This is a genomic window from Acidovorax sp. 107, assembly GCF_003058055.1.
GTDB lineage: Bacteria > Pseudomonadota > Gammaproteobacteria > Burkholderiales > Burkholderiaceae_C > Acidovorax.
Map to the genome: position 1 here is coordinate 3,580,137 of NZ_QBTZ01000001.1, position 19,354 is coordinate 3,599,490.

The 19,354-nt window shown below is 62.2% G+C and carries 15 protein-coding genes and 5 tRNA genes; 16 read left to right on the forward strand and 4 right to left on the reverse strand.

Annotation, left to right across the window (positions count from 1 at the left end; all coding sequences use genetic code 11):
* The first annotated feature begins 4 nt into the window (after positions 1–4).
* Both C8C99_RS16750 and C8C99_RS16755 read left to right on the forward strand, forming a co-directional pair.
* Positions 5–1,027, forward strand: coding sequence for a YheT family hydrolase (locus tag C8C99_RS16750; RefSeq protein WP_056643671.1), 1,023 nt, complete (start codon positions 5–7; stop codon positions 1,025–1,027).
* Positions 1,020–1,568, forward strand: a complete 549-nt coding sequence (locus C8C99_RS16755) for a DUF2946 family protein (protein WP_056643669.1) — start codon at positions 1,020–1,022, stop codon at positions 1,566–1,568. The genes C8C99_RS16750 and C8C99_RS16755 overlap by 8 nt, the downstream gene beginning before the upstream one ends.
* Before the next feature lie 133 nt (positions 1,569–1,701).
* On the opposite strand, the gene C8C99_RS16760 is transcribed toward C8C99_RS16755, so the two are convergent.
* The 4 genes from C8C99_RS16760 to C8C99_RS16775 form a co-directional block, all read right to left on the reverse strand.
* Positions 1,702–2,556 carry a cytochrome c5 family protein gene (locus tag C8C99_RS16760; protein WP_108626361.1) on the reverse strand — a complete coding sequence of 285 codons (855 nt, stop codon included), beginning with the start codon at positions 2,554–2,556 and terminating at the stop codon, positions 1,702–1,704.
* A gap of 156 nt (positions 2,557–2,712) precedes the next feature.
* On the reverse strand, positions 2,713–4,146 hold the full coding sequence (locus C8C99_RS16765) for an efflux transporter outer membrane subunit (protein ID WP_108627213.1): 1,434 nt from the start codon (positions 4,144–4,146) through the stop codon (positions 2,713–2,715).
* Positions 4,139–7,294, reverse strand: coding sequence for an efflux RND transporter permease subunit (locus tag C8C99_RS16770; protein ID WP_056643665.1), 3,156 nt, complete (start codon positions 7,292–7,294; stop codon positions 4,139–4,141). Before C8C99_RS16770 ends, C8C99_RS16765 begins: the two co-directional genes overlap by 8 nt.
* Before the next feature lie 13 nt (positions 7,295–7,307).
* Positions 7,308–8,603 (reverse strand): efflux RND transporter periplasmic adaptor subunit, encoded by a 1,296-nt coding sequence (locus C8C99_RS16775; RefSeq protein ID WP_108626362.1) that lies wholly within the window; start codon positions 8,601–8,603, stop codon positions 7,308–7,310.
* A gap of 190 nt (positions 8,604–8,793) precedes the next feature.
* Here C8C99_RS16775 and C8C99_RS16780 point away from each other — a divergent pair, with 190 nt between their 5' ends.
* The 14 genes from C8C99_RS16780 to rpoB all read left to right on the forward strand — a co-directional run bounded on the left by C8C99_RS16780 (position 8,794) and on the right by rpoB (position 19,344).
* Positions 8,794–9,450 carry a TetR family transcriptional regulator gene (locus tag C8C99_RS16780; protein WP_056643661.1) on the forward strand — a complete coding sequence of 219 codons (657 nt, stop codon included), beginning with the start codon at positions 8,794–8,796 and terminating at the stop codon, positions 9,448–9,450.
* Positions 9,451–9,520: 70 nt separating this feature from the next.
* Positions 9,521–9,596, forward strand: a tRNA-Arg gene (locus tag C8C99_RS16785).
* Positions 9,597–9,697: 101 nt separating this feature from the next.
* A tRNA-Tyr gene (locus C8C99_RS16790) sits at positions 9,698–9,783 on the forward strand.
* Positions 9,784–9,856: 73 nt separating this feature from the next.
* Positions 9,857–9,930: transfer RNA gene (locus C8C99_RS16795), tRNA-Gly, on the forward strand.
* A gap of 60 nt (positions 9,931–9,990) precedes the next feature.
* Positions 9,991–10,065, forward strand: a tRNA-Thr gene (locus C8C99_RS16800).
* Positions 10,066–10,139: 74 nt separating this feature from the next.
* Positions 10,140–11,330, forward strand: a complete 1,191-nt coding sequence (tuf, locus tag C8C99_RS16805) for an elongation factor Tu (RefSeq protein WP_056642984.1) — start codon at positions 10,140–10,142, stop codon at positions 11,328–11,330.
* Between the two features lie 15 nt (positions 11,331–11,345).
* Positions 11,346–11,421 (forward strand) — tRNA-Trp (locus C8C99_RS16810).
* A gap of 91 nt (positions 11,422–11,512) precedes the next feature.
* Positions 11,513–11,899, forward strand: coding sequence for a preprotein translocase subunit SecE (gene secE, locus C8C99_RS16815; RefSeq protein WP_056641821.1), 387 nt, complete (start codon positions 11,513–11,515; stop codon positions 11,897–11,899).
* On the forward strand, positions 11,896–12,492 hold the full coding sequence (gene nusG / locus C8C99_RS16820) for a transcription termination/antitermination protein NusG (protein ID WP_015012231.1): 597 nt from the start codon (positions 11,896–11,898) through the stop codon (positions 12,490–12,492). The genes secE and nusG overlap by 4 nt, the downstream gene beginning before the upstream one ends.
* 161 nt (positions 12,493–12,653) lie before the next feature.
* Positions 12,654–13,085 (forward strand): 50S ribosomal protein L11, encoded by a 432-nt coding sequence (gene rplK / locus C8C99_RS16825; RefSeq protein ID WP_056641824.1) that lies wholly within the window; start codon positions 12,654–12,656, stop codon positions 13,083–13,085.
* Positions 13,086–13,781, forward strand: coding sequence for a 50S ribosomal protein L1 (gene rplA, locus C8C99_RS16830; protein WP_056059944.1), 696 nt, complete (start codon positions 13,086–13,088; stop codon positions 13,779–13,781).
* 239 nt (positions 13,782–14,020) lie between these two features.
* Positions 14,021–14,545, forward strand: a complete 525-nt coding sequence (gene rplJ / locus C8C99_RS16835) for a 50S ribosomal protein L10 (RefSeq protein WP_007850048.1) — start codon at positions 14,021–14,023, stop codon at positions 14,543–14,545.
* Between the two features lie 40 nt (positions 14,546–14,585).
* Entirely contained in the window at positions 14,586–14,963 is a 378-nt protein-coding gene (rplL, locus tag C8C99_RS16840; protein WP_056641827.1) for a 50S ribosomal protein L7/L12, read from the forward strand.
* 268 nt (positions 14,964–15,231) lie between these two features.
* Positions 15,232–19,344 carry a DNA-directed RNA polymerase subunit beta gene (rpoB, locus tag C8C99_RS16845; RefSeq protein WP_056641830.1) on the forward strand — a complete coding sequence of 1,371 codons (4,113 nt, stop codon included), beginning with the start codon at positions 15,232–15,234 and terminating at the stop codon, positions 19,342–19,344.
* The last annotated feature ends 10 nt before the right edge of the window (positions 19,345–19,354 follow it).

Consider the following 19,354-nt stretch of genomic DNA (forward strand, 5'->3'; position numbering starts at 1 on the left):
AGCTATGAAATACATAGCACCAAGATGGCTCCCCGGTGGCCAGTTGCAAACGATCTGGCCCGCACTCTACGCGCGCCGCGCGTTCGGCCCCCGTCCCGAATATCGCCGCGAGCGGTGGGACACGCCTGACGGTGATTTCGTCGATGTGGACTTCCTGCAAGAGGGTGGGAGTGACGCAACAGGCGCCGCCCCCCGGCCGCTGCTGGTGGTGTTTCATGGGCTGGAGGGCTCATCGCGCAGCCACTACTGCGAAGCCTTTGCCGATCTGGCGCGCGAACACGGCTGGGCCTGCGCGCTGCCGCACTTCCGCGGTTGCAGCGGCGAGATCAATCGCGCCCCGCGCGCCTACCACTCGGGCGACCATGCCGAGATCGGCTGGATGCTGGGGCAGCTGCGCGCGCGCCACCAGGGCCCGTTGATGGCGGTGGGGGTGTCGCTGGGTGGCAACGCGTTGCTGCGCTGGGCCGCCGAAGTGGGCACTGACGCAGCGCGCAGCGCCGACGCAGTGGCCGCCGTGTGCTCGCCCATCGACCTGGCGGCGGGCGGCCATGCCATTGGGCGTGGCTTCAACCGGCTGGTGTACACCCGCATGTTCATGCGCACCCTGGTGCCCAAGGCGCTGCAGAAGCTGGCCCAGCACCCAGGGCTGTTTGACCGGGAAGCACTGTTGAAAGCGCAGGACCTGTACGCGTTTGACAACGTTTTCACTGCCCCCGTCCACGGGTTTCGCAATACCGAGGATTACTGGCTGCGGGCGTCGGCCAAGCCGCTGCTGCACCGCATCCGCATTCCGGCGCTGGTGGTGAACGCGCGCAACGACCCCTTCGTGCCTGCCAGCAGCCTGCCGGGCATGCGCGAGGTAGGGCGCCATGTCACGCTGTGGCAGCCACCCCACGGCGGGCATGTGGGGTTCCCGCGCGGGTTGCCACCGGGGCATGTGCGCGCCATGCCCGACGCCGTGGGCGCGTGGCTGGCCGAGCACAGCGGGGCGCCGCACCTGCACGGAGCACAATCGGCCCATGGATGACATCGTCAAACAGGCACTGGCCAAATGGCCCAACGTGCCCGACTGTTATGGCTGGCTGGGGCTGGATACGCGCGGGCACTGGTATTTGCGTGATGACGCTGCGCAGGCGGCAGGGGCTTTTCCGCGCAGCAAAGGCACGCTGCTGCAACACGACAAGTTGCTGGCTTTCATTGCGCGCAACTACGAGCACGACGACCAGGGTCAGTGGTTCTTTCAGAACGGCCCCCAGCGGGTCTACGTGGAGCTGGAGGCTACGCCCTGGGTGTGGCGCCTGCAGCCCCAGGACTTTCGTGCAGCCAGCCACACCGGCCTAGAAGCGTCGGTGCGCCGCTGCCTGCTGGACGAACAGGGCCGTGTGTACCTCGAGACAGACTTGGGACTGGGGTTGGTGCACACGCTCGATGTAGCCATAGCTGCCGAGGCGGTGACAGGCGGGTACTGGACGCCCGAGGACGTGAAGGCGCAGGACCTTCCGGCGCGCTACGGTTATGTGTGCAGTCCGCACGCGCTGTGGCAGGCAGGGAGGCCACCGCAGCCCTGACGCCAGCGGTTGCAGTCCCGAGGTACGGTCGCGCATGGGCGGTAGGGATCTCGGCGCCTTGCTCTGGCCCAACGGGAAGCGGGCACAAAAAAGCCGGTCACGGGGACCGGCTTTCGGGGGGGGTGAGCCGTCCTTACTTGGCGGCGGCTGCCATGAACTCCACAGCCGCGCGCAGGTCGGCGTCAGAGGCCTGTGTGCCGCCACGGGGAGGCATGGCACCTTTGCCCTTGGCGGCGCTGGCGTACAGCGCGTCGATGCCCACTGACAGGCGGGTGGCCCAGGCGGCCTTGTCGCCAAACTTGGGGGCGCCGGCTACGCCTGCAGCATGGCACACCTGGCAAGCCTGTTTGTACAGGGCCTCGCCAGCACCGGCGGAGGCTGCTGCAGGTGCCGGTGCAGCGGGCGCTGCAGCGGCCACGGGGGCAGCAGCAGGCGCTGGGGCAGCAACAGCGGCGGCGGCCGGGGCGGCATCCGCTTGTGCTCCAGCCGCTGCGGGGGCTGCAGGCTCGGCAAACTTGGCACCGCCGGCATTGGCCATGTAGGCCACGGCGCGGGCGATTTCGGTGTCGTTGAAGTCGCCGCCGCCTTGCGGAGCCATGGCGCCCTTGCCCTTCAGGGCCGACTGCACCAGGGCTTCAAAACCGGTGCCGATGCGCGCAGCCCAGGCGGCCGCATCACCAAACTTGGGGGCACCCGCCGCGCCGGACGCATGGCAGGCCGAGCACTGGGCCTTGAACACGTCTTCGCCGCTCTTGAGCGGACGGTTGGCATCACGCACCTCGACCATGCCGATCTTCTGGATGCGTTCGGCGATGGCCTTTTCGGGGTTGACCGCGCCGGCAGCGGGCTTGTCCGCTGACGTCACATACAGGACCAAGCCAATGATGGCAAAGATCGGAACTACAAACGAGAAAAGTACCGCGACCAGCAACTGCTTGGGGTTCTTGATCGGGCCGGTATGGGCTTCTTCGTGGTGGTTGTCGCTCATGTCGTCCTCAGGTGTATCGGGGGCTTCGGTGTAATCAACCTTAAATTATATCTGCGGGGATGGTTATTCCCATCCCCGCGCGATGCAGACACCCACGGGTTTGCCCCAAAGAGGGCGCCGCGCCCGAGGGGACTGAGCACCCTCGAAGGCGTGGGCTCAAGAGGGCGTCTGGGCGGTGGTGTCGGGCGCACCGCCCCCCAGTGCCTTGTACAGCGACACCTGGTTTTGCAGCTGTGCCAGTCGCACCTGCACCACCGCCTGCTGGGCGGTGAACAGCGAGCGTTGGGCGTCCAGCAGGTCCAGATAGCTGGCCACACCGTTACGGTAGCGCAGGTCGGCCAGTTGCAGGCGTGCAGCCTCTGCCTGCGCCTGCTGTTGCTGGGCCTGGGCCTGTTCGCCCAAGGTGGCTTGCCCGGCCAGGGCGTCCGAGACTTCGCGGAAGGCGGTCTGGATGGCCTTCTCGTACTGCGCCACGGCAATCTCCCGGCCGACCCGTGCGCTGTCCAGGTTGGCCTGGTTGCGGCCCGCGTCAAAGATGGGCAGCAGCAGCGACGGCGCGATGGTGAAGCCCCAGGAGCCGCTCTTGAACAGACCCGAGAGCTCGCCACTGGCCGTGCCCGCCTGCGCCGTCAGCGCGATGCGCGGGAAGAACGCCGCCCGCGCGGCACCGATGTTGGCATTGGCGCCGATCAGTTGCTGCTCTGCCTGGCGGATGTCCGGCCGGCGGGTGAGCAGCTCAGACGGCACGCCGGCGGGCAGCGACGCCATCGCAGGCGCATCGGCCAGCTTGCCACCGGCCAGGCTGGCCCGGACATCCTGGGGCAGCGCCTGGCCCAGCAGCAAGGCCAGCGCGTTTTCGTCAAGGGCGCGCTGGCGCTGCTGCTGCGCCAGGGTGGCGCGGGCCGCCTGGGTGAGCGACTCTGCCTGGCGGAAGTCGAGTTCGGACGCCACGCCTGCGTCCAGGCGCATCTTGGTCAGGCGCACCGACTCTTCGCGCGAGGCGAGGGTCTGGCGCGACAGGTCCAGCAGTTCCTCGTCGGCCAGCAGGGTCAGCCAGCCGTTGGCCACGGCCGCTACCAGGCTGACCTGGGCGGCGTTGCGGCCTTCTTCGGTGGTGAGGTACTGGGCCAGGGCCTGCTCCTTGAGGCTGGCAATGCGGCCAAAGAAGTCGATCTCCCACGCGGATACGGCCAGGCCTACGCTGAACGAGTTGGTCAGGTTGCCCGTGCCGGTGGCGGGCGCCCGACTGGCATTGGCAGCCAGGCCCACGCCCGGGTACAGGTCTGCCCGGCGCACCTGGTAGGTCGCCCGAGCCTGCTCGATATTCAGCATGGCCACGCGCAGGTCGCGGTTGTTGGCCAGCGCAATGTCGATGAGCTGTTGCAGGCGTGGCTCCGCAAAATAGCTTTGCCAGGGCACGGTGGGGCCCGACTGTGCTGCTGCGCCTGCGGTTGCGGCCGCCCCGCTGGCGTAGGCCGCAGGGACCGGTGCCTGTGGGCGCTCGTAGGTGGGGATGAATGAGCAGCCAGCCAGCAGCGCAGCCGCTGTAGCCGCTGCCAGCGCCATGGAGGTGCTGCGGTGCTTAGTCATGGGTTCCAACTCCTGCTTCTTCTGCATGGCGGCGGTTCATTTCCTGCTGGCGTGCGCTGCCCTTGAACAGGCTGCGCACCACCACAAAGAACACGGGCACAAAGAAAACGGCCAGGGCAGTGCCCGTGACCATGCCACCCAGCACGCCGGTGCCGATGGCCCGCTGGCTGGCCGAGCCTGCGCCCGACGCAATGACCAGCGGCAGCACGCCGAGACCAAAGGCCATGGAGGTCATCACGATGGGGCGGAACCGCAGATGCGCGGCGGCCAGCGCCGACTCGATCACGCCCTTGCCCTGGGCCTGCAGGTCCTTGGCGAACTCGATGATCAGGATGGCGTTTTTCGCCGACAGGCCAATGATGGTGATCAGGCCCACCTGGAAGTACACGTCATTGGCGTAGCCGCGCAGCAACGTGGCCAGCAGCACGCCCAGCACCCCGAGCGGTACCACCAGGATCACGGCCAAGGGGATCGACCAGCTCTCGTACAGGGCGGCCAGGCACAGGAACACGGCCAGGATGGCAAAGCCGTACAGGATGAGGGACTGCGACCCAGCCAGCTTTTCCTCGCGTGACTGGCCTGTCCACTCAAATCCGAAGCCTTGGGGCAACTGGCCCGCGAGCTTTTCCATCTCGGCCATGGCGGCGCCCGTGCTGTAGCCAGGCGCAGGCGATCCAGAGATGCGCATGGCCGGGTAGCCGTTGTAGCGCACGGTTTGCTGTGCACCGGTCACCCAGCGCGTGGTGGCAAAGGCCGATAGCGGCACAGGCTTGCCCTGGCTGTTGGTGGCATTGATGCGCAGCAGGTCATCGGGCTGCATGCGCGCCGGAGCATCCGCTTGCACCACCACCCGCTGCAGGCGGCCCTGGTTCGGAAAGTCGTTCACATAGCTGGAGCCCAGCGCCGTGGACAGCGCGGAGTTGATCGCATCAAAGGGCACGCCCAGCGCGTTGGCCTTGTCCCGGTCGATGTCGATCTGCAGCTGTGGAGCGTCTTCCAGGCCATCGGGGCGCAACTGCGTCAGCACCTTGCTTTGCGATGCCATGCCCAGCAGCTGGTTGCGCGCCTTCACCAGGGCTTCATGCCCCGCACCGCCGCGGTCCTGCAGGCGGAATGTGAAGCCGCTGGCGTTGCCCAGCTCAGGAATGGGCGGCGGGCTCAGGGGGAAGATGAACGCATCGCGGATGCCCATCAGTGCACCAAACGCGCGGTTGGCCACATCCTGCGCCGACTGGCCGGGGCCATGGCGCTCGCTCCAGTCCTTGAGGGTCACGAACGCGAGGGCCGCATTCTGTCCCTGGCCGGAGAAGCTGAAGCCCAGCACACCCACCATGCTCTGCACCTCGGGCTGCTTGAGGATGAAGCCCTCGACCTGCTCCATCACGGCGAGCGTGCGCTCCTGGGTGGCGCCAGGGGGCAATTGCACGTTGACGATGATGTTGCCTTGGTCTTCACTGGGCAGGAACGAGGTGGGCAGGCGCATGTACACCACGGCCACGGCCCCGACGATGGCTGCGTAAATGACCAGGTAGCGAGCGGCGCGCCGGAGAATGCGCGCCACGAAACCTTCGTAGCCTTTGGCGGTGCGCGAAAAACCGCGATTGAACCAGCCAAAAAACCCGGTCTTCTCATGGTGGTGCCCTGCCTCTACGGGCTTGAGCAGCGTGGCGCACAGTGCGGGGGTGAGCGACAGCGCCATGAAGGCCGAGAAGCCTATGGAGGCCACCATCACCGCCGAGAACTGGCGGTAGATGTTGCCGGTGGAGCCTGCGAAAAATGCCAGTGGCACGAACACCGAGATCAGCACCACCGTCACGCCTATGATGGCGCCGGAGATCTGGCGCATGGCCTTGCGCGTGGCTTCCAGTGGCGACAGGCCTTCCTCGCTCATGATGCGTTCGACGTTCTCCACCACCACGATGGCGTCGTCCACCACGATACCGATCACCAGCACCATGCCGAACATCGTCAGCACGTTGATCGAGAAGCCCAGCGCGAGCAGCGTGGCAAACGTGCCCAGCAGCGCAATCGGCACCACGATGGTCGGGATGATGGTGTAGCGCCAGTTCTGCAGAAACAGGAACATCACCAGGAACACCAGCACCACCGCCTCGACCAGTGTTTCTGCGACCTGCTTGATGGAGATGTCCACGAAGCGCGAGCTGTCGTACGGAATGCTCCAGCTCATGCCTTCGGGAAAGTAGCGCGACAGCTCGTCCATCTTGGCACGTACGTCCTTGGCGGCTTCGAGGGCATTGCCGCTGGGCGACAGCTGAACGCCGATACCCACCGCAGGCTTTCCGTTCAGACGTGCGGCGGTGGCATAGGCCTGGCCGCCCAGTTCCACACGCGCCACATCCTTGATGCGCACGGTAGAGCCATCGGTGTTCGCACGCAGCACGATGTTGCCGAACTGCTCGACGCTGGACAGTTGCCCGTTGACCACCACGGTGGCGGCAATGCCCTGGCCCGCGACGTTGGGCAGGTCGCCAATGGTGCCGCTGGCCACCTGGGCGTTTTGGGCGCGGATGGCGGCGGTGATCTCTGCGGCTGACAGGTTGTAGCTCAGCATCTTGGCCGGGTCGATCCAGATGCGCATCGCCCGCTCGGTACCGAACAGCTGCGCCTGGCCAATGCCCTTGAGGCGTTGCAGTTCTGGCACCACGTTGCGCGAGGCATAGTCACCCAGGGCCACGGTGTCGGTGGCCGGGTTGGTGGACGACAGCATGGTGAACAGCAAGAAGTTGGAGCGTGATTTGTCCACGCGCACGCCCTGCTGCGTCACGGCAGACGGCAGACGCGGCGAAGCGCGCGAGAGCCGGTTCTGCACGTCCACTTGCGCTAGGTCGGCATTGGTGCCGGGCTGGAAGCTCAGCGTGATGCTGCCGGAACCATCGGCTTGCGCCACCGACTCCATGTAGATCAGCCCGGGAGAGCCGTTCATCTCGCGCTCGATCACCGACAGCACGCTGTCTTCGAGGGTTTGTGCCGACGCCCCGGGGTAGGCTGCGTTGATGACGATGGATGGGGGCGCCACTGGCGGGTACTGGGCAATGGGTAGCTGCGTGATGGCCACGCCGCCCATCACCATGATGAACAGCGCAATCACCCACGCAAAGATGGGGCGGTCAATGAAAAATTTGGCCATGCTGGATTGCCCCTTATGGCTTGGATGCGGCCGACGCAGGCGCTGCCGGTGCCTCTTCGGAGGTGGGCGCAGAGGCTGTGGCTGCTGCTGGCGCAGGCGTGCCTGGCGCTTGCCATGGCACGGGTTTGACCGGGGTTCCTGGGGGCAGCATCTGCAGTTTCTGGAATCCGTCCACCATCACCTTTTCACCCGCCTTCAGACCGTCCAGCACCACCCAGCGGTTGTTCTGGGCTGCGTTGATCTTGACGGTGCGTTGCGACACCTTGCCGTCATCGCCGACCACGCTGACGGTATCGCCCTGCTGTGTGCGGGTGACCGCCTGTTGCGGCAAGGTGATGGCGTTGCTGGCTTGGGCCTGTTCAATCCGCACCCGCAGATAGAGCCCGGGCAGCAGTTCACCCTTGGGGTTGGGGACTTCGGCGCGCAGGGTGACTTGGCCGGTTGTTGCGTCCACCGACAGGTCGGTGAACAGCAGTTTCCCGGTTTGCGTGTAATCGGTGCCATCACTGAGCACCAGCTTGACGCTGGCCGCCTGACCGTTGCCCGCGCGCTTGAATTGGCCGCTTTCCATGGCGCGACGCAGCTGGAATACGTCGCTGGCCGATTGGGTGAAGTTCACGTACACCGGGTCGATCTGCTGCACCACTGCCAGTGCAGTAGCTTCGCCCTGGCCGACAAGGGCCCCCTCGGTGACCAGCGCGCGGCCAATGCGGCCGGAAATCGGGGACGTCACGCTGGCGTAGCTGAGGTTGATGTCGGCGGTGCGTACGGCGGCCTTGGCCGCTGCCACATCTGCCTGTGCCTGCTTCTCGGCCGCCTCTGCATTCACAAAGTCCTGCTTGCTGATGGCATTGGCGGCCACCAGGGGCCGGTAGCGCTCCGCTTGCGCGCTGGCCTGTGCGAGGTTGGCCTGTGCTTTGGCCAAGCTGGCGCGCGCGCTCTCAGCGGCGGCGGCGTAAGGAGCGGGATCAATGCGGAACAGCACTTGCCCCGCCTTGACGTCACTGCCTTCCTTGAAGACGCGCTGCTGCAGGATGCCTGCAGCCCGTGCACGCACTTGAGCCACCCGCGACGCTTCGACGCGGCCAGGCAGTTCGGTGACCAGTCCCACGTCGCCGGGGGTGGCGGTGACCACCCCCACTTCTACGGGTGGGGGCTTGGGGCCCCCGGCGCCAGCAGCCTGTCCGTCGGTCTTTCCGCATGCGGACAGGAGCAACACCGCTGCGCTGATGGCAGCCAGCGAAAGCACTCGTCGGGTGGGGGCGGCACGCAAGTGCGGGGTGCCGGATGCGTCACGCAGTTGGGGCATGAGAGTCCTCTGTTGGATGTGCGTCAAAAAGGGAGCGTCAGAAAGAAAATGCGGACGCAGGGCGGCGCACGCAATGTCCCGACAGTTTGATCAGAAATTATACATACAGACATGAATGTATAATTGTTGACTGCTCAAGATGCCCCTAGGCAGCTGTAAGGGCTTTGGAGACTCAACGAGGTATTTGACTATGGCGCGCCGGACAAAAGAAGATGCAATCGCTACCCGTAACGGGTTGATCGATGCTGCCGAGCGGGTGTTTCGGGAAAAGGGCGTGTCTCGGGCCTCTTTGAGCGATATTGCGCAGGCAGCAGGGGCTACCCGGGGGGCGATCTACTGGCACTTTAAAGACAAGGTGGATTTGTTTGGCGCCATGATGGACCGGGTTGCGTTGCCGCTGGAGCAGGGCTTTGCCAGGTTTGAGGACAGTGCCGATGCGGATCCGGTGCAGCGGCTTCGTGCGGTCATGGCGCTGGTGCTGCACAGCGTGGCTTCGGACGAGCACACCCGACGGGTTTTTGAGATTGCTCTGTACAAGGTGGAATACGTGAGCGAGCTGATGGGCTTGCGCGAGCGCCATGTGGCAGCGTCCGAGGGGTTTACGCAGCTGCTGGCGCGCGACTTTGCGCTGGCGGCTAGTTCGCAGGAGGTGGTGCTGCCCATGACGGCCATGGAGGCCGCCATCAGCTTGCATGCATTGTTCGATGGCCTGATCCGCAACTGGATCCTGAATGACGGGGGTTTCGATCTTGTTCGCGTGGGGGGCGCCAGCACCGACGCATTTTTGCTTGGAGTGGGGTTGTCGCTAGGCGACTTGAAGATGCCCGCTGCGTCCTGCGGAGGCTGAGAACCGGGGGCTTTTCTTGGTGAGATGCTTGTCGCATGCAATAATGAAAGGCTGTGTTGATCAGAGGTATGCGGCTGTAGCTCAGTGGATAGAGTATTGGCCTCCGAAGCCAAGGGTCGTGGGTTCGATCCCCGCCAGCCGCACCATGATGCATGCAGTCGCAAACGCTGTCCGTGTTTGTGATGGGCGCCAAAAACGCTAATTTTCTGAATGCGCGAAAATTTGGTGCTATAATTCGAAATTCTCCGGAGGGGTGCCCGAGTGGCTAAAGGGGGCAGACTGTAAATCTGTTGGCTTACGCCTACACTGGTTCGAATCCAGTCCCCTCCACCAGTGAGTGAGCAGTGTTGAGAGTGATGCTTGATTTGTGATTGCAAAGTCAAGTTCGCAAAGACCGATGGTCTGCGCGGGAGTAGTTCAATGGTAGAACCCTAGCCTTCCAAGCTAATGACGCGGGTTCGATTCCCGTCTCCCGCTCCATTGTTTGTTGTGCTGGTTTGTTGAGTAGAAATTTTTGGTGCTGCGCAAGCGGTGTCAATTGCCCATGTGGCTCAGTGGTAGAGCACTCCCTTGGTAAGGGAGAGGTCGCGGGTCCGATTCCCGCCATGGGCACCACTTTCTGGTGCGTCCGGTTCTGGTTGCGCCGAGATCCTGTTGTGTTGATATAGATTTTTTTCGGAGTCGGAAAAATGGCAAAAGGAAAGTTCGAGCGGACCAAGCCCCACGTCAACGTGGGCACGATCGGCCACGTGGACCATGGCAAGACGACGCTGACGGCAGCGATTGCCACGGTGCTGTCCGCCAAGTTCGGCGGCGAAGCCAAGGCCTACGACCAGATCGACGCTGCGCCCGAAGAAAAGGCCCGCGGTATCACGATCAACACCGCTCACGTGGAATACGAAACGGCCAACCGCCACTACGCCCACGTGGACTGCCCCGGCCACGCCGACTATGTGAAGAACATGATCACCGGCGCTGCCCAGATGGACGGCGCTATCCTGGTGTGCTCGGCCGCTGACGGCCCCATGCCCCAGACCCGCGAACACATCCTGCTGGCCCGTCAAGTGGGCGTGCCTTACATCATCGTGTTCCTGAACAAGTGCGACATGGTGGACGACGAAGAACTGCTGGAACTCGTCGAAATGGAAGTGCGCGAACTCCTAGACAAGTACGACTTCCCAGGCGACGACACCCCCATCATCCGTGGTTCTGCCAAGCTCGCCCTGGAAGGCGACAAGGGCAAGCTGGGTGAAGAAGCCATCATGAAGCTGGCCGAAGCCCTGGACACCTACATCCCCACGCCAGAGCGCGCTGTGGACGGTGCCTTCCTGATGCCCGTGGAAGACGTGTTCTCCATCTCCGGCCGTGGTACCGTGGTGACCGGTCGCGTGGAACGCGGCATCATCAAGGTCGGCGAAGAAATCGAAATCGTGGGTATCCGCGACACGCAAAAGACCATCTGCACCGGCGTGGAAATGTTCCGCAAGCTGCTGGATCAAGGCCAAGCTGGCGACAACGTCGGCCTGCTGCTGCGCGGCACCAAGCGTGAAGACGTGGAACGCGGCCAAGTGCTGTGCAAGCCCGGCTCGATCAAGCCCCACACCCACTTCACGGCTGAGGTGTATGTGCTGAGCAAGGACGAAGGCGGCCGCCACACTCCTTTCTTCAACAACTACCGTCCCCAGTTCTACTTCCGCACGACCGACGTGACTGGCGCCATCGAGCTGCCAGCCGACAAGGAAATGGTCATGCCTGGTGACAACGTGTCGATCACTGTGAAGCTGATCAACCCCATCGCCATGGAAGAAGGTCTGCGCTTCGCTATCCGCGAAGGCGGCCGTACCGTGGGCGCTGGCGTCGTGGCCAAGATCATTGCTTAATCAAGCAAGGTATACAGGGGTATAGCTCAATTGGCAGAGCGTCGGTCTCCAAAACCGAAGGTTGTAGGTTCGATTCCTACTGCCCCTGCCACTTGAATGTGGCCCCCAACAAGCCCGCCAGACCCTGGCGGGCTTCGGTGTCTTAAGTGATGCCGTGACTCGGAAGCAGGAAATACTCAAAGATGGCCACTTCACAGGTTGAAACTGTCAATACCGGCGCAGACAAGGCCAAGCTCGCAGCTGTGGTGGCTTTGGTCATTGCATCCGTTGCGGGCTTTTATTTGTTGAGCAAGCAGGGTGCTGTCGTGCAATGGGCGGCACTGATTGTCGGGCTGGTAGCGGCAGCGGCAGTGTTTCTTGTGTCCGAGTCTGGGCGCCAGTTCGTCGCGTTTGCCAAAGATGCATGGCGCGAAGTCAAAAAGGTGGTCTGGCCCACGCGCAAAGAGACCTTGCAGATGACAGCGTATGTGTTCGCCTTCGTGGTGATCATGGCGCTTTTCCTGTGGTTCACTGACAAGACGCTGGAGTGGGTTTTGTACGACTTGATTTTGGGTTGGAGAAAGTCATGACGACCGCTGCGGAAATTACGGGAGCACAGGCTCCTGCAGGCGCTTCTGCCTCGGCCAATCCGGATCTGCGCTGGTACATTGTCCATGCCTATTCGGGCATGGAAAAGGCGGTCGAGCGCAACATCCAGGAGCGCATCGGTCGTTCGGGCATGCAAGACAAGTTCGGTCGCATTCTGGTGCCTACCGAAGAGGTCGTCGAAATGAAGAACGGCCAGCGCAAGACGACGGAACGTCGTTTGTTCCCTGGTTATGTGTTCGTTGAAATGGTGATGGACGACGATACCTGGCACTTGGTGAAGCACACCAACAAAGTGACTGGTTTTGTCGGTGGTGCCAAGAACCGCCCCGCGCCCATCTCGGAAGACGAAGTGCAAAAGATCGTCAGCCAGATGCAGGAAGGTACAGACAAGCCTCGCCACAAGATCGAGTTCATGGTGGGTGAGTTGGTCCGCGTCAAGGAAGGTCCTTTCACCGACTTCAATGGTTCTGTCGAAGAAGTCAACTACGAAAAGAGCCGCGTACGCGTCTCCGTGATGATCTTCGGTCGCTCGACCCCAGTGGAACTGGAGTTCGGGCAGGTCGAAAAAACGTAGGTCTGCTGATGCAATCCTGGCCAGCTTCAATGGTCGGGGTAAATTTTTTGGATGCCGCACTTTTCGACTCGGTGCGGACATCGTCACAGTGAGTCGTTAACCCCGGGGAGCTGGTGGTTGCAGGATGCAACACAAGCGTTATGACCCGTCAGGAGTAAAGCATGGCGAAAAAAATCGTCGGTTTTATCAAGCTGCAAGTTCCAGCTGGTAAAGCCAATCCATCCCCACCCATCGGCCCAGCACTGGGTCAGCGTGGCCTCAACATCATGGAGTTCTGCAAGGCATTCAATGCGCAGACCCAAGGTGTGGAGCCAGGCCTGCCACTGCCGGTGGTCATCACGGCGTTCGCAGACAAGAGCTTTACCTTCATCATCAAGACGCCGCCCGCGACGACTTTGATCAAGAAGGCCATCAAGCTCGAAAAGGGTTCTTCCAATGCCCTGAAGATCAAGGTTGGCAAGATCACGCGCGAGCAGCTCGAAGAGATCGCAAAGACCAAGATGAAGGACATGAACGCCGCGAACGTTGACGCCGCTGTCCGTACGCTGGCTGGTTCCGCACGCTCGATGGGCGTGACGGTGGAGGGTTTGTAAATGGCCAAGTTGACGAAAAAGCAAAAGGCCCTGCAGGGTAAGGTTGACAGCACCAAGCTGTACGCCTTCGCAGACGCAGTGGCGCTGGTGAAAGAAGCCGCAACGGCCAAGTTCGATGAATCCATCGACGTGGCAGTGCAGCTGGGCATTGATGCCAAGAAGTCGGACCAAGTGGTGCGCGGCGCCGTTGTGCTGCCCAATGGCACTGGCAAGACAACCCGAGTGGCTGTGTTTGCGCAAGGCGCCAAGGCAGAAGAAGCCAAGGCCGCTGGTGCTGACATCGTTGGCATGGACGACCTGGCTGCCATGGTGAAGGCTGGCGACATGCCCTTCGACGTGGTGATTGCTGCCCCCGACGCAATGCGCGTCGTCGGTACCCTGGGTCAGATCCTGGGCCCCCGTGGCCTGATGCCTAACCCCAAGGTGGGCACGGTGACTCCTGATGTGGCCACGGCAGTGAAGAACGCCAAGGCTGGTCAAGTGCAGTTCCGCGTAGACAAGGCCGGCATCGTCCACAGCACCATTGGTCGCCGCTCGTTTGACAACGAAAAGCTCCAAGGCAATCTGGCAGCACTGATTGATGCCCTGAACAAGGCCAAGCCTGCTTCGAGCAAGGGCCTGTATCTGCGCAAGGTCGCTGTGTCTTCCACGATGGGCGTCGGCGTCCGCGTGGATACCCAATCCATCGCAGCGTAATTGCGATAAAAATCTTCGGGTCTGTCAAAGGGCCCGATGTGGTGGGCTGGAGGCGGTACAACATCCGTCCCCGGGCCATCCAAGACCGTTGGTGTGCGGTTCGCCGCACTTAATCCCCTCCCGGGGCCAACGCAGATGGCGATCCCGCTGCAGATGGAATTCGTTCCGAAACAGTTGGTCGCTGCAACAAGAGCGCGCAGGAGGGTGCGAACCCGAATGCGCAATTTAAGGAGTAGACCTTGAGTCTTAATCGCAGTGAGAAAGAAGCGGTCATCAGTGAAGTGACCAGCCTCGCCGCTAAAGCTCAAACGCTTGTGATCGCGGAATACCGTGGCATCACGGTCGCCGACATGACCAAACTGCGTGTGGATGCTCGCAGCAAGGGCGTGACCCTGAGTGTTCTGAAGAACACCCTGGCTCGCCGTGCTGTTGCAGGTAGCGCGTTTGACGTGGTGGCTGACCAGATGACTGGTCCGCTGATCTATGGCTTCTCCGAAGACGCTGTGGCCGCCGCCAAGGTGGTGGCCGATTTCGCGAAAACCAACGACAAGCTGGTGATTCGCGGTGGCGCTTTCGGTGGCAAAGCCCTGGATGTCAACGGCGTTAAGCAACTGGCCAACATTCCTTCCAAGGAAGTTCTGTTGGCACAGATTTGTGGCTTGCTTATGTCCCCCATGTCGCGTACGGCCGTTGTGCTGGGCGCGCTGGCGGCGAAAAAAGGCGAAGGCGCAGCCGCACCGGCCGCCGAACCTGTCGCGGCTTGATTGCCCGATAGATAACCAACAAAATTGTTAGGAAATAAAAATGGCATTCGATAAAGACGCATTTTTGACCGCTCTGGACAGCATGACGGTTCTGGAACTCAATGACCTGGTGAAGGCCATTGAAGAGAAGTTTGGCGTGAGCGCTGCCGCTATGGCCGCTCCAGCTGCCGGCGGCGGCGGCGGCGGTGCAGCTGCTGCTGAAGAAAAGACGGAATTCAACGTGGTGCTGACCGAAGCCGGCGCCAACAAGGTGTCCGTCATCAAGGCAGTGCGCGAAATCACCGGCCTGGGCCTCAAGGAAGCCAAGGACCTGGTGGACGGCGCTCCCAAGAACGTCAAGGAAGGCATTGCCAAGGCCGACGCCGAAGCAGCCGTCAAGAAGCTGGTGGAAGCCGGCGCCAAGGCCGAACTCAAGTAATTCGGTCTTGCTCAAGGGCTGGAGTGCTCCTCAAAGGGCCTCCAGCCTTTGGTGCTTTCAGAGCGCACCCGCAAGCTCCGTCCCCTGGTGGGGCTTGCGAGTGTCTTCTGTCAATCCCGACAGCAGAAGACGCCTTGGTTCGGGTGATGTGCAACGCATCACCGTCCGCCATGGTTGGTAGTGGCCAACCGCCAAGCCCGTAAAGGACCATGCTCCTTGCGGGTCAGTCGTCGAAGACCCAGGACTCATGTCTTTGCCCGGAGATCTCATGGCCTATTCCTACACCGAACGCAAGCGAATTCGCAAAAGTTTCGGCACCCGCGATAGCGTGCTCGAAGTTCCTTATCTGCTGCAGATGCAGAAGGACGCATACACCGCTTTCCTGCAGGCAGATACAGCGCCCCAGAAAAGAACCATCGAAGGCCTTCAGGCTGCATTCGACGCTGCCTTCCCCATCGTCTCCCACAACGGTTTTGTGGAGATGAAGTTCATCGAGTACAACCTAGCCAAACCGGCTTTTGACGTGCGTGAGTGCCAGACCCGCGGTCTGACGTTCGCCTCGGCCGTGCGCGCCAAGGTGCAGCTGATCATCTATGACCGCGAGTCTTCCACGTCGCAGTCCAAGGTGGTCAAGGAGGTGAAGGAGCAAGAGGTCTACATGGGCGAGGTGCCCCTGATGACCGACAAGGGCTCGTTCATCATCAATGGCACCGAGCGTGTGATCGTCTCGCAGCTGCACCGTTCTCCCGGCGTGTTCTTTGAACACGACAAGGGCAAGACCCATAGCTCGGGCAAGCTGCTGTTCTCGGCACGTATCATTCCCTACCGTGGCTCTTGGCTCGACTTCGAATTCGATCCCAAGGACATCCTGTACTTCCGCGTGGACCGTCGCCGCAAGATGCCGGTCACGATCCTGCTCAAGGCCATCGGCCTGAACCCAGAGTCCATCTTGGCGAACTTCTTCGTCAACGACAATTTCCGCCTGATGGACAGCGGTGCGCAGATGGAATTTGTTTCCGAGCGTCTGCGCGGTGAAGTGGCCCGTTTCGACATCACCGACAAGTCTGGCAAGGTCGTCGTGGCCAAGGACAAGCGCGTCACGGCCCGCCACACCCGCGAACTGGAACAGTCCGGTACCACGCACATCAGCGTGCCCGAAGACTTCCTGATCGGCCGCGTGGTGGCTCGCAACATTGTGGACGCCGATACCGGTGAAATCATTGCCAAGGCCAATGAAGAGCTGACTGAAGCGCTGCTCAAGAAGCTGCGTTCTGCCGCCGTGCAAGACCTGCAGGTCATCTACACGAACGAACTCGACCAGGGCGCGTACATCTCGCAAACCCTGCGTATCGACGAAACGGTGGACGAATTCGCCGCCCGCGTGGCCATCTACCGCATGATGCGCCCCGGCGAGCCGCCAACCGAAGACGCTGTACAGGCCCTGTTCCAGCGCCTGTTCTACAACCCCGACACGTACGACCTGTCGCGCGTGGGCCGCATGAAGTTCAACGCCAAGATCGGCCGCGACGAATCCACCGGTCCCATGGTGCTGTCCAATGAAGACATCCTGGCCGTGGTCAAGATCCTGGTGGATCTGCGCAACGGCAATGGCGAGGTCGATGACATCGACCACCTGGGTAACCGTCGCGTGCGCTGCGTGGGCGAGCTGGCCGAAAACCAGTACCGCACCGGTCTGGCACGTATCGAAAAGGCCGTGAAGGAGCGTCTGGGCCAGGCTGAGCAAGAGCCCCTGATGCCCCACGACCTGATCAACAGCAAGCCGATCTCGGCTGCCCTGAAGGAATTCTTCGGTGCCTCGCAGCTGTCGCAGTTCATGGACCAGACCAACCCGCTGGCGGAAATCACGCACAAGCGCCGTGTGTCTGCCCTCGGCCCTGGTGGTCTGACCCGCGAACGCGCAGGCTTTGAAGTGCGTGACGTGCACGTGACCCACTACGGTCGCGTCTGCCCTATCGAAACGCCTGAAGGCCCGAACATTGGTCTGATCAACTCGCTGGCCCTGTATGCCCGTCTGAACGAGTACGGTTTCATCGAAACGCCGTACCGCCGCGTGGTCGATGGCAAGGTGACCAACGACATCGACTACCTCTCGGCCATCGAAGAAGGCAAGTACGTGATTGCGCAGGCCAATGCGCAGCTCGACAAGGACGGTCGCCTGACAGGGGACTTGGTTTCTGCCCGTGAAAAGGGTGAATCCATCCTGTGTGGTGCAGACCGCGTGCAGTACATGGATGTGTCGCCGGCACAGATCGTGTCGGTGGCGGCCTCGCTGGTGCCGTTCCTGGAGCACGACGATGCGAACCGCGCGTTGATGGGCGCCAACATGTCGCGCCAGGCTGTGCCTGTGCTGCGTCCTGAAAAGCCATTGGTTGGCACGGGCATCGAGCGCGTGGCGGCTGTGGACTCGGGCACCGTGGTCACCGCAACCCGCGGCGGCATCGTGGACTACGTTGACGCCACCCGCATCGTGGTGCGCGTGAACGATGACGAAGCTGTGGCCGGTGAAGTGGGTGTGGACATCTACAACCTCATCAAGTACCAACGTTCCAATCAGAACACCAACATCCATCAACGTCCCATCGTCCAGAAGGGCGACAAGCTGGTGAAGGGCGACGTGGTGGCTGACGGCGCATCGACGGACTTTGGCGAAATCGCCATCGGCCAGAACATGCTGATCGCGTTCATGCCCTGGAACGGCTACAACTTCGAAGACTCGATCTTGATCTCCGAACGCGTGGTGTCCGAAGACCGCTACACCTCGATCCACATCGAAGAGTTGGTTGTGATGGCCCGCGACACCAAACTGGGTGCCGAAGAAATCACACGCGACATTCCGAACCTGTCGGAACAGCAGCTGAACCGCCTGGACGAGTCCGGCATCATCTACGTCGGCGCCGAAGTGCAGCCTGGCGACACGCTGGTCGGCAAGGTCACGCCCAAGGGCGAAACCACACTCACGCCTGAAGAGAAGCTGCTGCGCGCCATCTTCGGTGAGAAGGCTTCCGACGTGAAGGACACCTCGCTGCGTGTGGACCAAGGCTCGTCGGGCACCGTGATCGACGTGCAGGTGTTCACCCGCGAAGGCATCCAGCGCGACAAGCGCGCCCAGCAGATCATCGACGATGAACTCAAGCGCTTCCGCCTGGACCTGAACGACCAGCTGCGCATCGTGGAAGCCGACGCTTTCGACCGTATCGAGAAGCTGTTGACCGGCCGCGTGGCCAATGGCGGCCCGCAGAAGCTGGCCAAGGGCACCAAGATCGACAAGGCCTATCTGGCTTCCGTCGAGAAGTTCCACTGGTTCGACATCCGCCCTGCGGAAGACGAAGTCGCTACCCAGCTCGAATCCATCAAGAACGCGCTGGAGCAAACCCGCCACAGCTTCGATCTGGCTTTTGAAGAAAAGCGCAAGAAGCTCACGCAGGGCGACGAGCTGCCAGCTGGCGTGCTCAAGATGGTCAAGGTGTACTTGGCCGTCAAGCGCCGCCTGCAGCCTGGCGACAAGATGGCCGGCCGCCACGGTAACAAGGGTGTGGTGTCCAAGATCGTTCCGGTCGAAGACATGCCTTACATGGCCGACGGTACCCCTGCCGACATCGTTCTGAACCCGCTGGGCGTGCCCTCGCGGATGAACATTGGTCAGGTGCTGGAAGTCCACCTGGGCTGGGCCGGCAAGGGCATTGGTCAGCGCATTGGCAACATGCTGCAAGAGCAGGCCAAGGCGTCCGAGCTGCGTACCTTCCTCGAAGAGGTGTACAACTCGCGTGGCCGCAAGGAAGATCTGTCGCAACTGAGCGACGACGACCTGATGGCCATGGCGGAGAACCTGACGAGCGGCGTGCCTTACGCCACCCCCGTGTTCGACGGTGCTTCGGAAGAAGAAATCAAGGACATGCTCAAGATCGCCTACCCGGACGACATCGCTGAGCGCAAGGGCCTGACACCGACCCGCACGCAGGCTTACCTGTTTGATGGCCGCACGGGCGAGCGCTTCGAGCGCCCGACCACCATCGGCTACATGCACTACCTGAAGCTGCACCACTTGGTGGACGACAAGATGCACGCGCGCTCGACCGGTCCTTACTCGCTCGTCACGCAGCAGCCGCTGGGTGGTAAGGCGCAGTTCGGTGGCCAGCGTTTCGGGGAAATGGAAGTGTGGGCGCTGGAAGCTTACGGCGCCGCCTACGTGCTGCAGGAAATGCTGACCGTGAAGTCCGACGACGTGGTGGGCCGTACCAAGGTGTACGAGTCCATCGTCAAGGGCGAACACGCCATCGAAGCCGGCATGCCGGAATCGTTCAACGTGCTGGTCAAGGAAATCCGTTCGCTGGGCCTGGACATCGAGCTGGAACGCTCCTAAGCAGAAAAGG

Coding starts and splice junctions, on each gene's coding strand:
- C8C99_RS16750 (WP_056643671.1), top strand. CDS start 5: ATGAAATACATAGCACCAAGATGGCTCCCCGGTGGCCAGTTGCAAACG.
- C8C99_RS16755 (WP_056643669.1), top strand. CDS start 1,020: ATGGATGACATCGTCAAACAGGCACTGGCCAAATGGCCCAACGTGCCC.
- C8C99_RS16760 (WP_108626361.1), bottom strand. CDS start 2,556: ATGAGCGACAACCACCACGAAGAAGCCCATACCGGCCCGATCAAGAAC.
- C8C99_RS16765 (WP_108627213.1), bottom strand. CDS start 4,146: ATGACTAAGCACCGCAGCACCTCCATGGCGCTGGCAGCGGCTACAGCG.
- C8C99_RS16770 (WP_056643665.1), bottom strand. CDS start 7,294: ATGGCCAAATTTTTCATTGACCGCCCCATCTTTGCGTGGGTGATTGCG.
- C8C99_RS16775 (WP_108626362.1), bottom strand. CDS start 8,603: ATGCCCCAACTGCGTGACGCATCCGGCACCCCGCACTTGCGTGCCGCC.
- C8C99_RS16780 (WP_056643661.1), top strand. CDS start 8,794: ATGGCGCGCCGGACAAAAGAAGATGCAATCGCTACCCGTAACGGGTTG.
- tuf (WP_056642984.1), top strand. CDS start 10,140: ATGGCAAAAGGAAAGTTCGAGCGGACCAAGCCCCACGTCAACGTGGGC.
- secE (WP_056641821.1), top strand. CDS start 11,513: ATGGCCACTTCACAGGTTGAAACTGTCAATACCGGCGCAGACAAGGCC.
- nusG (WP_015012231.1), top strand. CDS start 11,896: ATGACGACCGCTGCGGAAATTACGGGAGCACAGGCTCCTGCAGGCGCT.
- rplK (WP_056641824.1), top strand. CDS start 12,654: ATGGCGAAAAAAATCGTCGGTTTTATCAAGCTGCAAGTTCCAGCTGGT.
- rplA (WP_056059944.1), top strand. CDS start 13,086: ATGGCCAAGTTGACGAAAAAGCAAAAGGCCCTGCAGGGTAAGGTTGAC.
- rplL (WP_056641827.1), top strand. CDS start 14,586: ATGGCATTCGATAAAGACGCATTTTTGACCGCTCTGGACAGCATGACG.
- rpoB (WP_056641830.1), top strand. CDS start 15,232: ATGGCCTATTCCTACACCGAACGCAAGCGAATTCGCAAAAGTTTCGGC.